This window comes from Caballeronia sp. LZ028 (assembly GCF_031451415.1).
Taxonomy (GTDB): domain Bacteria; phylum Pseudomonadota; class Gammaproteobacteria; order Burkholderiales; family Burkholderiaceae; genus Caballeronia; species Caballeronia zhejiangensis.
In genome coordinates this window covers 1,196,702-1,209,377 of sequence record NZ_JARUXN010000003.1, presented here as the reverse complement: position 1 = coordinate 1,209,377, position 12,676 = coordinate 1,196,702, and the positions used below count along the sequence as shown (strand labels likewise).

Annotated in this window: 16 protein-coding genes; 7 read left to right on the top strand and 9 right to left on the bottom strand. The window is 63.1% G+C overall.

Annotated features, from left to right (window positions below):
• From QCE58_RS22780 to QCE58_RS22765, 4 genes are all read left to right on the top strand, one after another.
• A partial coding sequence (locus QCE58_RS22780; RefSeq protein WP_309779734.1) for a hypothetical protein occupies nucleotides 1–99 on the top strand: 99 nt, incomplete at its 5' end.
• A 131-nt stretch (nucleotides 100–230) separates the two neighbouring features.
• Nucleotides 231–974, top strand: coding sequence for an acetoacetyl-CoA reductase (gene phbB / locus QCE58_RS22775; RefSeq protein WP_008349175.1), 744 nt, complete (start codon nucleotides 231–233; stop codon nucleotides 972–974).
• Nucleotides 975–1,053: 79 nt separating this feature from the next.
• Entirely contained in the window at nucleotides 1,054–1,272 is a 219-nt protein-coding gene (locus tag QCE58_RS22770) for a hypothetical protein (RefSeq protein ID WP_008349174.1), read from the top strand.
• 165 nt (nucleotides 1,273–1,437) lie between these two features.
• Nucleotides 1,438–1,776, top strand: coding sequence for a hypothetical protein (locus QCE58_RS22765; protein WP_008349173.1), 339 nt, complete (start codon nucleotides 1,438–1,440; stop codon nucleotides 1,774–1,776).
• Here the strand turns inward: QCE58_RS22765 and QCE58_RS22760 are convergent.
• From QCE58_RS22760 to QCE58_RS22740, 5 genes are all read right to left on the bottom strand, one after another.
• A complete protein-coding gene (locus QCE58_RS22760; protein ID WP_008349172.1) occupies nucleotides 1,742–2,371 on the bottom strand; it encodes an isochorismatase family protein in 630 nt (209 codons plus the stop codon). The genes QCE58_RS22765 and QCE58_RS22760 overlap by 35 nt on opposite strands.
• Nucleotides 2,368–3,408, bottom strand: coding sequence for a hypothetical protein (locus QCE58_RS22755; protein ID WP_008349171.1), 1,041 nt, complete (start codon nucleotides 3,406–3,408; stop codon nucleotides 2,368–2,370). The genes QCE58_RS22760 and QCE58_RS22755 overlap by 4 nt, the downstream gene beginning before the upstream one ends.
• Before the next feature lie 17 nt (nucleotides 3,409–3,425).
• Entirely contained in the window at nucleotides 3,426–4,241 is an 816-nt protein-coding gene (locus QCE58_RS22750) for an alpha/beta fold hydrolase (protein ID WP_008349169.1), read from the bottom strand.
• Nucleotides 4,242–4,916: 675 nt separating this feature from the next.
• The gene (locus tag QCE58_RS22745) at nucleotides 4,917–5,672 is read right to left on the bottom strand and encodes an Asp/Glu racemase (RefSeq protein ID WP_275445957.1); all 756 of its coding nucleotides are present in this window, start codon (nucleotides 5,670–5,672) and stop codon (nucleotides 4,917–4,919) included.
• Between the two features lies 1 nt (nucleotide 5,673).
• Nucleotides 5,674–6,900 carry an FAD-dependent monooxygenase gene (locus QCE58_RS22740; protein ID WP_008349167.1) on the bottom strand — a complete coding sequence of 409 codons (1,227 nt, stop codon included), beginning with the start codon at nucleotides 6,898–6,900 and terminating at the stop codon, nucleotides 5,674–5,676.
• Between the two features lie 155 nt (nucleotides 6,901–7,055).
• On the opposite strand from QCE58_RS22740, the gene QCE58_RS22735 reads away from it, so the two are divergent.
• Nucleotides 7,056–7,709 (top strand): HAD family phosphatase, encoded by a 654-nt coding sequence (locus QCE58_RS22735; RefSeq protein ID WP_008349166.1) that lies wholly within the window; start codon nucleotides 7,056–7,058, stop codon nucleotides 7,707–7,709.
• A gap of 9 nt (nucleotides 7,710–7,718) precedes the next feature.
• Here QCE58_RS22735 and QCE58_RS22730 read toward each other — a convergent pair whose 3' ends face one another.
• The 3 genes from QCE58_RS22730 to QCE58_RS22720 all read right to left on the bottom strand — a co-directional run bounded on the left by QCE58_RS22730 (nucleotide 7,719) and on the right by QCE58_RS22720 (nucleotide 10,446).
• The gene (locus tag QCE58_RS22730) at nucleotides 7,719–8,135 is read right to left on the bottom strand and encodes a hypothetical protein (protein WP_250441209.1); all 417 of its coding nucleotides are present in this window, start codon (nucleotides 8,133–8,135) and stop codon (nucleotides 7,719–7,721) included.
• A 277-nt stretch (nucleotides 8,136–8,412) separates the two neighbouring features.
• The gene (locus QCE58_RS22725) at nucleotides 8,413–9,510 is read right to left on the bottom strand and encodes a glycosyl hydrolase (protein ID WP_008349164.1); all 1,098 of its coding nucleotides are present in this window, start codon (nucleotides 9,508–9,510) and stop codon (nucleotides 8,413–8,415) included.
• Between the two features lie 549 nt (nucleotides 9,511–10,059).
• Nucleotides 10,060–10,446 (bottom strand): hypothetical protein, encoded by a 387-nt coding sequence (locus tag QCE58_RS22720; RefSeq protein ID WP_250522110.1) that lies wholly within the window; start codon nucleotides 10,444–10,446, stop codon nucleotides 10,060–10,062.
• A gap of 118 nt (nucleotides 10,447–10,564) precedes the next feature.
• Between QCE58_RS22720 and QCE58_RS22715 the strand changes: the two genes are divergently transcribed.
• On the top strand, nucleotides 10,565–11,251 hold the full coding sequence (locus tag QCE58_RS22715) for a CBS domain-containing protein (RefSeq protein WP_008349162.1): 687 nt from the start codon (nucleotides 10,565–10,567) through the stop codon (nucleotides 11,249–11,251).
• Between the two features lie 10 nt (nucleotides 11,252–11,261).
• On the opposite strand, the gene QCE58_RS22710 is transcribed toward QCE58_RS22715, so the two are convergent.
• Nucleotides 11,262–12,008: an SDR family NAD(P)-dependent oxidoreductase gene (locus QCE58_RS22710; RefSeq protein WP_250522109.1), complete on the bottom strand. Its 747-nt coding sequence runs from the start codon at nucleotides 12,006–12,008 to the stop codon at nucleotides 11,262–11,264.
• A 210-nt stretch (nucleotides 12,009–12,218) separates the two neighbouring features.
• On the opposite strand from QCE58_RS22710, the gene QCE58_RS22705 reads away from it, so the two are divergent.
• A partial coding sequence (locus QCE58_RS22705) for a hypothetical protein (protein ID WP_309780368.1) occupies nucleotides 12,219–12,676 on the top strand: 458 nt, incomplete at its 3' end.

Here is a 12,676-nt window from a genome sequence, read left to right as displayed (position 1 = left end):
CTGCTGCACGAAATGCAGAAGCGCGACGCGAAGAAGGGTCTGGCGTCGCTGTGCATCGGCGGCGGCATGGGTGTCGCGCTGGCGGTGGAACGTCCGTAACGAATGCAGTACGACGGCGCCGCGCGCGCGTCCCGACGCGTCATCAAAACAATATTAGCGTTGGGCAAGATGGCCGCGTCGGCGCCATTCCGAGATTCATTAACCTGAGAGAAATGACGAGGAGTATCAGCATGACTAAGCGAATCGCAGTGGTGACGGGCGGCATGGGCGGTCTGGGCGAAGCAATCAGCATGAAGCTGCACGACGCGGGTTACGCGGTCGTCGTGACGCATTCGCCGGGCAACGCGAAGGTCGGCGAATGGCTTGCGAGCATGGACCGCCAGGGCTACAACTTCCGCGCGTATGGCGTGGACGTCGCCGATTACGATTCCGCCCAGCACTGCGTGGCGAAGATCCAGGCTGAAGTCGGCCCGATCGATATCCTCGTGAACAACGCCGGTATCACCCAGGACACGACCTTCAAGAAGATGACGAAGGTGAACTGGGATTCCGTGCTGCGCACCAACCTCGACTCGGTTTTCAACATGACGAAGCCGGTCTGCGAAGAGATGGTGTCGCGCGGCTTTGGCCGCATCATCAACATTTCGTCGGTGAACGGCTCGAAAGGTCAGATCGGCCAGACGAACTATTCGGCGGCGAAGGCGGGCATGCACGGCTTCACGAAGTCGCTCGCGCTCGAAGTCGCGAAGAAGGGCGTGACGGTGAACACGATTTCGCCGGGCTATCTCGCGACCAAGATGGTGACGGCGATTCCGCAGGAAATCCTCGACACGAAGATTCTTCCGCAGATTCCGGCGGGCCGTCTCGGCAAGCCCGAGGAAGTCGCGGCGCTCGTCGCGTTCCTGTGCTCCGATGACGCGGGCTTCGTCACCGGCTCCAACATCGCGATCAACGGCGGCCAGCACATGAGCTGATGTCCGCGAGCGGCGCGTGTGTCAGCGCGCGCCGCTTCGTGTTCGCATCGAATCGATCTTCATCTGAAACACCCGTGCCATGCACAACGTCAGCGCGCGCGCACTCCTTTATAGCGTCGGTCATCTCGATTCGGCGATCGAACATCTCGAGCAAGTGCTGAGCCTCGAAGGCGCGAACTCGCTCTTCTCCAAGACATACTGGCGCGGACGCGTCGTGCAGGCGCTTTCCACACCGGGACTCGCGCCGTCGCAGCATTCGCGCCTGCAACGCCTGCTGGATCGCATCGCTCAGGCCTGAGCGGAGCAACAAAGCGCGCACGCGGTCGACCGTGAAAACGCGCGCAGGCAAGGCCCGCGCCGCCGCTTGTCCGGCCCCGTCGTGCAGCGTCATTCCTCTGATCCGTGAAGAAACTCGCGTCCGCTTGTACCATTCGGCCGTGTCTCAAATTCACGGTTCGCCAGCATGTTCTCTTACATCAGATCGATGATTTCGACGCCGCGCAGGTTCGGCGCGTTCGGCGCGCTCGCGCTCGCGTGTCTGCTCGCGGCCTGCGGCACGACGAACGGCGTCACGGCCGGCGCGCAGCCCAACACCTACACCGTCACAGGCAAGGCGACGGGCACGCGCATGTCGTGGGTGACGGCGCGCAACGCGGCGATGGACGCCGCCTCCGAATACTGCAAGCAGCGCGCGCAACGCGTCGCGATCCGGTCGGAAGCGACGAGCGGCGTGCGCTCGCTTCAAGAGCAGACATCGACCGTATCGTTCAGCTGCGTGCCGGAGAACGACGCGCGCGGCTGAGCAATTCATCCGACGACATCACGGCCGCGTACTTCTGCGCCATATCGAAAAGGTTGGCGTCATGCGGCGCGAGCGCGCGATCGCCGACGCAATCGGATAGCACCACGGGACGAAAGCCGAACTGCATCGCATCGACGACGCTCGCGCGCACGCAGCCGCTCGTCACCGCGCCCGCGACGGCGAGCGTGGTGACGCCGCGCATGGTGAGCCACGCGGCGAGCGACGTGCCGAAGAACGCCGACGGCACGTTCTTGCGCACGACGAGCTCGCCGTCTTCCGGCGCGAGTTGCGGCACGATCGCGCTGTCGTGCGCGTGCTCTTTCAGCGTCAGCATGCCGGGGACTTTGAGCGAGAAGATGTTGGCATCGGCGTCGTCATCGGCATAGACAATGCGGCTATGCGCAATCGGCCAGCGCAACTCACGCGCCGCGCGCAGCAGCGGCACCGTGCGCTCGATCGCCTGCGCGATGTTGCCGCCGCCGAACACGTCCGGATTGGCGAAACCGTTCACGAAGTCGACGATCAACAGTCCGATGCGGCCTTCGATGCGAAGGTCGTTGCCGAAACCTTGCCGCTGATAAACCTCGTCGTTCATGACGTTTCCTCGATGGTTCTGCCTTCGCGCACGACGTCCACGCCGTCGAGCGAGACGGTGCAGCGGCGCAAGGGGATGTCGATATGGCAAGCCGTCGTGCGCTTGCCGCCGCCTTCGTTGTTCGGGCCGAGCGAGAACAGGAAGTTGCCGTCGAACGCGCGGGCGTCCATGCCGAGCGTCGCTTCGCGATCGTAGAGACCGAGCGTCGACCAGTGCGCGCGCTTTTGCAGGCCCCAGCCGATGTGCGAGATCGCGAAGGCTTCGGGGTCGTCGAACGAGAGCATGTATTCGCGCAGGAGATCGGCATCGACGCCGCCTTCGATGTGGCGCGCGTAGCCGCCTTCGACGGTCAGCACGACCGGTTCCGTGCAATAGCTCTTCTGCGGCAGAAGGATGTCGCCGCGATCGATCACGATGCGCCCGTTCGCGCCGCCTTCGTTCGGAAAAGTGAGCGCGAAACCGCTCGGCCAATGATCCCAGCGGCCGGGTTCATCGACGAAACCATATTCGGCGATGGCCGGAAACTCGCCGAGCGGACAGCGCAGATCGGTGCCCGCTTTCGATGTGACGCGCATCTCGCGCGCCTGTTCGATGCGCTTCGCGGCGGCGAGCACGCGCCTTCTGTCGTCGAGCGACGGCGTCATGCGAACGAGCACTTCGGGCGGTTCGACGGCGAGCAGGATCTTCGTGCCCGACGCGAGAATGTCGTGTTGCTCGGGCGAAAAAAGCAGCGTCATCAGATCGAGCACGAGATCGCTTGCCTTGAGGGCCGCGATGGCCGCGCGGTTTCCGGTGAGCGGCGTTTCGCCGAGATAGGCGAGGGCGTCGCGGCTCAGCGCCTTCTCGCCGTTGACGGGCGGAAGATCGAGCCGGTTGACGATGGCGCCCATCGATTGCGTCGCAATCAAGGCGCAGGCGAGCGTTTGCGGATGCGTTGCGGCGCCGGTGAGTATCGTCACGGTCTGGCCTGCTTTCAGGCGCGACAGCGTGAGCACCTCTTTCCACGCTTGAATCAGTTGATGGTCGCTGATTGGCATGATGTGTCGCCTACGTTTCAGGTGAGTGTTGCGCCGAAGAACGAACCGAGCGCGCGATAGAAGCCTTGTTCGTCGTCCCACGGGATCATGTGGCCTGCGTTCGGCACTTTCACGACTTCGAGTTGCGGCATCAGATCGCGCATTTCTGCGATGTCTTCATCGCGGATCACGTCGCCGCGGCCGGCTGACATCAGCAGCGTGGGTTGCGTGACGTGCGGCATGTCGGCGTGGATGTCGTCCGTATGGAAGCCTTCGAAGCTCGCGCGGATCGCGCGTTCATCGCAGGTGTGCAGCCATTGCGCGCGCAGGCGCAGTTGCTCGTCGGTCCACGTCGGGCAGAACGCGCGCATGCCTTCTACGTCGATGCCTTTGCGTGCGAGCGCGATCGAATCGATGTACCACGCGAGTTGCGCGGGGTAGGCGCGACGGCCCGGGCCGGACACGGGCGGATCGATGAGCGCGAGTCGCGCGATGGACTTTGTTTGCCGTGCGGCGCGCAGGGCGATGCGTGCGCCCATCGAATGGCCGAGCACGTTGGCTTGCTTCAGGCCGATCGCTTCGATGAACGCGATGAGATCGGCGGTTTGCGCGTCGAGACTGTAATCGAGCGTCGATGAGGCTTCGGAGAGGCCGCGGCCGCGGACGTCAAGCACATAGGTATCGAAGTGGCGGCCTAGCGTTTCCGCGACGAATCCCCAGGTGATGGCCGGGCTCGTGATGCCGGGGATTAGCACGATGGCATCGTGGGTTGCTTGCGGCCCGCCGTAGCGCAGATAGTGTTGGCGGATGCCGTTTGCGTTGATGTTTGCGCCGTAGAGTAGGGTCGATTTCATCGTGTGTCTTTCTCGTTTACTTCCGTTTTCGCCGGATCCCGTTTTCGGGTCGGTCTATTGGCACTGCCCCTGTGCGGGGCGGCACTCACTTTCTTTGCTGCTGCAAAGAAAGTAAGCAAAGAAAGCAGCTACTGACACGCCCGCGGTCACACGCAATTTGGGTAGTCCTCTCGTCCATCGTGGGCTGCCTAAAGAGTGCCCTCATAGGCCCGACCGGGCTTGGATCGCGCACGGTCTGCCACATCGCACCACACAACAAGCTGGTTCAGCACCAAATAGCTCCAGCCCGCTTCGCGGCCGACCGGTCAATCGGGGATGCATGTGCTTCTCTACTAACGTATCCATCTCTCCGCAAGTGCGGCACGTTGGTTTCCCTTGCATACCCGGCGGCAGCGCGTAGCGCTGTGCCGAAGCTCTTTCGTGCTGAACCAGCGCGCTCAACGTTTTCGGGCGGCGGACCGTGCGCGAGCCAAGCCCCGTTATTGTGATGAGGGCACTCTTTAGGCGAGTGCCGCCTGGGACGAGAGGACTACCCAAATTGCGTGTGACCGGGGGCCTGAAAAGCTGCTTTCTTTGCCTACTTTCTTTGCAGCAGCAAAGAAAGTAGGTGCCGCCCCGCACAGGGGCAACGCTAATAGACCGACGCGAAAACGGGATCCGGCGAAGAAAAAAAAATCAAAAAGCCCCAGACAATAAAGCCCCGGCCCCGGGCACAACCCGCTTGAGCCCAAGCTGAGACAACATCGCAAAAGTAGTAGCGATTGCAGCAGTCACGACGGGCTTCCCGGTCAACGCCTCGACCATCGGCACAACGGATAAAGACGGCATCTGCACGCAAGCGGAGAGAACGACGACATCAGCGTCCTGATAGCGCATCGACTGCACGATAGCGGGCAGAAGAACCGGATCATGCCGCGCCACATCGAGATTGTCGGGAATCTCGAGCGCGCGATAGTCGATGACATCGAACCCTTCGCTTCGAATATAGTCGACCACAAGCTCAGTCAGCGCCTTCATATAAGGCGCCACCACGACGACGCGTTTCGCCTTCATCACCTTCAACGCATCGACCAAAGCACCAGCGCTCGTCACAACCGGCGCCTCGCCGCCATTCGCAGCCGTATGCCGAGTCAAACGCGCCTGCGATACGCGGTGATAACCGCGCCCCATCGCCATGATCGCGACGAGACACGCATAACCCAGCACATCGACGCGCGCATCGGAAAGCTCGACGGCGCAGCGGTCCGACTCCGCATCCATCGCGGCGAGCTCTTCCTTCACGACCTTCTTCATCCGCATGCGGCTCGAATGAAAGGTGAAACGCTCCGGTTCGATGGATTGACGCGCAGTCAGCATCGCCGGAATTTCGGTTTCCATCGTCGTATTCGAACTCGGGACGATCTGCCCGATGCGATAAACCTTTCCCGGCATCTCAAACCTCCGCTGAAACGTTGGACACAGCCGCGCGCGGCGCGAAATCCGTTGCGTTGTACGCATAGACCCAGTTGGCCTGAATGCCCGACGCCTGCGGATTCAGATACGACTTGAACTTGTAGATGAGATCGCGCTTTCTCTGCGCGAACGCGCTCGGCAAGTGATACGTGCGGCCCCGCTCGCGCGATTCGAGTTGCACGCGGCTCGTGCGCGGCAGACGTTCGGCCTCGTAGTCGCCCAATGCGTGCGCGATGTCCGTGCCATGCGCCGCGAGCGATTGCGCGAGCACGTAGCCATCTTCGATTGCCATCGCCGCGCCTTGCGAGAGAAACGGCAACATCGGATGCGCGGCGTCGCCGAGCAATGTGACGTTGCCACGCGACCACGTCCGCATCGGATCGCGATCGAACAAGCCCCATTTGAAGACCGATTCCGCGCGCTCGAAAAGACGCTGCAAATTCGGATGCCAGCCTTCGAACGCGTCGAGCAATTCCTCACGGCTCGACTTCGCGTTCCACGATTCCTCGACCCAGCTCTGCGTCTCCGCGACCGCGACGATGTTCACCGCCGCGCCGCCACGCACGTAATACGTGACGACATGCGCGTGCGGCCCGAGCCAGAACGACGAATCCGGACTCACGAATTCGGGCGTCTCATCGAAGGGCACGACGGCGCGGAAGCACATGTTGCCCGTGAAGCGCGGCGCTTCGTCGCCGAAGAGCTTCGAGCGCACGATCGAACGCACGCCGTCGGCGCCGACGATCACGTCCGCTTCGAATTCGCTCCCATCGTCGAAGACGGCGACGGCGGCGTCCCTCTCCTGCCGAATGTCGATGCAACTCGTCGACAGACGCGCGGCATCGGCGGGCACGAGCGTCGTCAGCAGGCGATGCAGGTCCGCGCGATGCACGTGATAGAACGGCGCGCCATACAGCTTCGGGCATTCCGAAGCGAGCGGAATGCGGAAGTTCTCGCGCGCGGTCTCCCAGTTGCGCCCGACAATCGCTTGCGGCACGAACGCGACATCGCGCAGCGCATCGCCGATGCCGAGCGCCTGCAGCACCTTCACCGCATTGGGCGTCATCTGGATGCCCGCGCCGACATCGCCGAAAACGCCCGCGCGCTCGAAAAGCCGCACCTCGATGCCGTGCCGCGCGAGCGCGCCGGTCAATGCGACCCCGCCGATTCCGCCGCCGACAACGCCGACGCGAAGTGTTCTGCTCATGATCTCGTCCTTCCGAAGATTGAGTCGTATGGATTGATGTCGATATTATATGGCCGTATAAATAAATGCAACGGCAATGACGATGCTCGTGACGGCGTGATAGGCTGCGCCCATTTCGCGGCGACCGTCCGCATACGACAAGGAAGAGTCAGGCTTTGATCAAGGCGATTTTGTGGGACATGGACGGCACGCTCGCGGAAAGCGAGTCGCTGCATCTGAAGACGTTGATCGCTGCGCTCGCGCGGCATGGCGTGGAGGCGGGCGAGGAGATGCATCCGCTCGTCTTCGGCAAGACGGGGCGCGAGGTGCATGCGCTGTGTCGTGAGCGCTTCGGCTTGACGGTCGACTTCGCGGATTGGTCGATGTTTCGCGCGCGGACGTATCTGGAGAATGCGCCCGCGCTCGTGCCGCGTCCCGGCGCGCTGGAGGTGTATCGCGCCGCGAAGGCCGCGGGCATCACGCAGGCGATCGTGTCGAATGCATCGCGCATGCTGCTCGAAGCGAATCTGCGTGCGCTCGGTATCGAAGAGCCTTCGCTCGTGAGCATCAGCGTCAACGATGTTCGCAACGGCAAGCCGAGTCCCGAGCCGTACGAGCGCGCGGCGTGGCTCTTGCGGCTCACGCCCGAGGAAGTGATCGCAGTCGAGGACAGTCCGACCGGCGCGCGTGCCGCCATCGCGGCGCATATGCGCGTTCTGGCATGGCCTTCCGACGATGAAGGCGCCGCGCTTTTCCCTAGGGAAGCGCAGGTCGTGCGCTCGCCGCGCGAGTTGGCAGAGGCGCTGGGTCTCGATCCCGCGGCGCTTTGACGGCTTGCGTCAGTTGCGCGCAGCGAGATCGTTGAGCACGATCTTGTGGATGTTCGAGGCGTGCACCCATTCTCGCGCCTGACGCTCGACCAGATCCGTGAACGCGGGCGGTCCACTGCAGTAGATTTGCGTGCAAGCGCGCGTCGGACTCATGGTGAAGGCGCTTTCCTGTGCGAAGAGATCATCGGTCAGGTCCAGATGATGGTAGATCTTGCCGTGCTCGCGCAGTGCGTCGAATTCATCGACGAACATCGCGTGGTCGGCCGCTCGCGCGAAGTGGTGCACTTCGAAGTGCCTGCCCGCCGACGCGAGCCGCTTCGCGATTCCGACGATCGACGCGGCGCCGGATTCACCGCAATAAAGAATGGATCGCACGCGCTCTTTGAGCACGTCGCGTTCGATGACCGGAATCAGGTTGTCGCGCATATCTTCTCCAATAGGACCGGCATCCTCCGCGAACGGAAGATGAGGCAGTGTATGGATCGAATGGGATGGCCAAACCCGGCGGTGATCGTCGGGGCAGGCTCGCAGTCAGAGTAGGGTGGACCGCAGCCGCCGACAAGCCGCCATGACGGAATACCAGTCATACGGCCGCGCCGATAAGGAAACCGCCTGTTTAAGGGCTCAAAACGCAACGAGCGACCACTGTGGGTCGCTCGTTGATCGTTGGGTCAGTTAAACGGGGTGACTATGCCCCGCGCAATTACATCGGGTGGGTCGCAACGAAGTTCTTGTACGACCAGTAAGCGGGCTTCGTCGTCTGACCGTCGGACTTCATCAGCCCGAAGTTGCCTTCGTTGTCGTCATAGAGCTCGAACGCCTGGATCGACTGGATGTTGTACTTCGATGCGACGCTCTGGTACTGCGCCATCATCATGCTGCCGACCATGTAGTTCGCGATCTGCTGATCCGTGCCGTAGTTCGGACGCACGCCGAATTCGCTGAGCCACACCGGCTTGCCGAACGAATGGAGAACGCCGAGCATGTCGTAACAACCCGTGCCGCCGCATGCGCGCGTCATGTTGCCCTGATCCGAATACCAGTGCCATGCGGTGATGTCCCAGCTAACCGTCGGGTGGCCGCGGGTGCCGTCCGGCTGCGAGCCGTCCATCAGCATTTGGAAGAACGCGTAGTGCAGCCACGTTCCGTTGACGACAATCTTCGCCGTGCTGTCCTTCGACTTCACGCCGGCGATGAGACCGCGGATCACGCCGCGCGCGACGACGTAGGGCTGATTCTTGTAATGCGTCCAGCTCGTGCCGTCGACGTTGCCGTTCAGCGCCGTCGCTTCGAGTTCGTTGCCGACTTCGTAGTACTTGTACTTGTACGTGCTCGCGACTTGCGCGCCGAGCGTGTAGGCCGCGTTGTACGCATCCTGTTCGTTGCTGAAGCCGGTGCCGAGCAGGATCACGGGATACACGGTCACGCCGCTCGCCGCCATCGTCTGCGCCATCTTCGCGATGACCTTCGCCGACGCCAGGTTGTATACGTCGTTACGATAGATCGTCGCGCCGATGTCCTTCAGTTGCGCGAGCTGCGTCGCCACGGGCGTCGAGTCGTACGCGCCGCCGTTCGTGTTGCGGCCGTTCGCGCCGTAGAAGATCGACGTGCTCGTCGCCGCTTTCGCCGTCGATTCCGGAGCGGCGGCGCTCTTGGCAGTCGCGTCGTCGAACGCGGTTTCACCGCCGCCGCCGCACGCGGCGAGCAGCACGCTCGTAAGCGCTGCCGTGGCGATCGCTGCGGCCTTGCGGGCCGAGAAAACGTTGAAGTTACGAAGCGAGGTCGGGTTAAGGTTCGTCATTGTGTTTAGTGGTACTAATGTACTTGCGTAAGGCTCGTAAAACCCAGAATGCTGCCCGGACCTCTTCAGTGATTCACGATGCCACTCGGAAACGTGGCGATCGTCTGATCCGTTTGTCGTCGAGATGACACTCGTTAGTCATCCAAACTACATGCTCAGGACAGACTGTTTGCGCGACGCCGAAGTTAGGCGCTAAAGGACAGACTGAACGGCACGGATTCACTGCTGGGTCCATTGCGCGATGCAGCAGGCGCTCTGGATGGCTGAGTCGAGCAAACGATTGCGTTCGCTCTCGTGGGCCTTACGAAATGACAAACCTGCTCAGTTCGAAGGCATCGTCGTCGGATAGGTAACGTTTGCGCGTTTGCAGTCAAACTTGCCGAATCGTTTCGGAGTTCTTCCGCTACCTCGGCAACCGTTGCCGAAACCTGATCAACGGCTGCAAGGTTATCGTCTTATGAGATGAATGTAAACGTCTGTCACAGTAAAAAAATCTGCTGCGGCGTTGCGGTGGCAGAAAAACTTACTTCTTCGGAATCGAGTTTGGAGTCAGTAAATTCTCCCGACGGCTCTGACGGCCTTTGTTATCAGGCGGTACAGACTTCCCGGCGCTCTCCTTCGATGTTGCATCGCGGAAGCGTCGGGCCGAGATTCGACTGCTGCGTCGATGTGTACGTGGTTGAATTCCGATAGATGGCACTCGACGGCGGGAAGAATGACCGTTTCTGCAGTGCGCCTGTGATTCGCGCAAAACTCGACGGATTCGTCCATGATCGTGCGCAGGCCGAAGAGCGCGCGTTCGACCTTCAGCTCGAACCGCGTGAGCGCATACTTGAGATCGGTATCGCAGCGCGTTCTGTTGTATCGTTCATCAAGCTCCCGATGATGGGTTCGCATCGCGAGCAGCGGTGCGAGAGGGCGGTTCCGTTTCTTCATCGCGCGCATTCTGACCGTTGACCTGTATCAAGCTCGACGCACGCGCCGGCCGGACGACGACCCGACGCCGCAGGCACCATAACGCTTATCCATAACGCCACTGTCTTTTCAGAGGGAGATGAACGTGCGAGCTGCCGACATCATGACGACATCGATCGTTTCCGCCAGTCCCGATATGTCCGTGCGCCAGGCCGCGGGCACGATGGTATTCGCCGGCATCAGCGGCATGCCTGTGATCGACGAGGAGGGCAACCTGCTCGGCATCGTCACCGAGGGCGACCTGATGCATCGCGCGGAGATCGGGACCGGCGTCAAGCAGCGTGCGTGGTGGCTCGAACTCGTTGCATCGACGCGCGAACTGGCGAGCCAGTATGTCAAGGAGCACGCGCGCAAGGTCAGCGACGTGATGACCACCGACGTCGCGACCGTGAGCGAAACATGCCCCGTCGCCGACATCGCCGAGCTGCTCGAACGCAAGCGCATCAAGCGCGTGCCGGTGCTGCGCGACGGCAAGGTGGTCGGCGTGGTGAGCCGCGCAAATCTGATTCGCGCGCTCGTCACAATGGCGCCCGAGTTGCCCGTCGATGCCGATATCACCGATCACTCGATCCGCGAGGCGGTCATCGCGGCGATGTCGGGCCATCCGTGGGCGCTCGCTCGCGAGAACGTCATCGTCGAAAACGGGACCGTGCATCTGTGGATGACGGTCACGAACGACGACGAAGCGAAGGCCGTTCGCGTCGCGGCCGAAAACGCGCCGGGCGTGAAGGAAGTCGTCACGCACGTCGGCCCGCCGAGGGTGTAGCAGCGTCTCTTCAGATGAAGCTGGCGCCGCCGTTCACCGGAATCGTCTGTCCGGTGATGAACGCGTTGCCGATTAGCGTCATCACGACGTCCGCGACTTCGTCCGCTTCTCCGAGCCGCCCGACGGGCAGCCGCTCCGCAACGTTCGACGCCTTGAGCGGTTCGGCCATTTCGGTGTCGATCGGTCCGGGCGCGACGGCGTTGACGGTGATGCCATCGCGCGCGAGCCGTGCGGCGTAACCGCGCGTCAGACCTTCGAGGCCCGCCTTCGATGCGTTGTAGTGAACGCCCACCAGACCCGGCCCGCGCGCCGCCGCCGACGACAGATTGACGATGCGTCCCCAGCGCCGCGCGCGCATGCCGTTGAGCACGGCTTGCGTGCAGAGAAACGCCGACTTCAGATTGACGGCGAGCGTGCGGTCGAACTCGGTTTCGGTGAGATCGTCGATATCGATCATCGTCGCTGTGCCCGCGTTGTTCACCAAGATGTCGATGTGGCCGAGGCGTTGAACGATGTCGTCGATCATCGCGGTGACGTCGTTGCCTGTCGACACGTCGGCGCGTACCGCGATCGCGCGATTGCCGCCGCGCTCGATTTCCGCGACCACGCCGGTGGCCTCGTTTTCGCGCTGCCGATAGTTCACCGCTACCGATGCACCGGATGCGCCGAGAGCGAGCGAAATCGCGCGACCGATGCCGCGTGAGCCGCCCGTCACGAGCGCGACGCGGCCGTTCAGATCGAGAGTGTGAGAGGGCATGGCGCGATCCTTCGTCGTGGGTGAGAAGGGCCCAGTTTGCGCGCGTCGTGATGATTTCGCTGATCGCGATGCGATCGATGATCGGGTATCGCGGATACGCGCGAGGCGCTCACGGCAAGTAAAGGAAAAAACCGATGCCGGGTTAAGAGCATCGGTTCTTCCTTGCGCCATGCTGCCAAGTTACCGGCCGCCGTGGCCTCCGCCGCCACCGTGACCGCCACCGCCGCCGTGACCGCCGCCGTTTCCGCCGCCGCCGTTGCCGCCACTGCCGCCGCCGCCGTTGCCGCCACTGCCGCCGCCGCCGTTGCCGCCACTGCCGTTGCCGCCGCCGTTGCCGCCACCGCCGTGACCGCCGCCGCCGTGACCGCCACCGCCGTTGCCGCCACCACCGTTGCCGCCGCCGCCATTGCCGCCGCCACCGTGACCGCCGCCGCCGTTGCCGCCACCGCCGTGACCGCCGCCGCCGTTGCCGCCACCGCCGTTGCCGCCACCACCGTTGCCGCCGCCGCCATTGCCACCACCACCGTGACCGCCGCCGCCGTTGCCGCCGCCGTTGCCGCCACCGCCGTGACCGCCACCGCCGTTGCCGCCGCCGTTGCCGCCACCGCCGTTGCCGCCACCGCCGTTGCCGCCGCCGCCGGGGCCGCCGCCGGCGGGGCCGCCGCCGC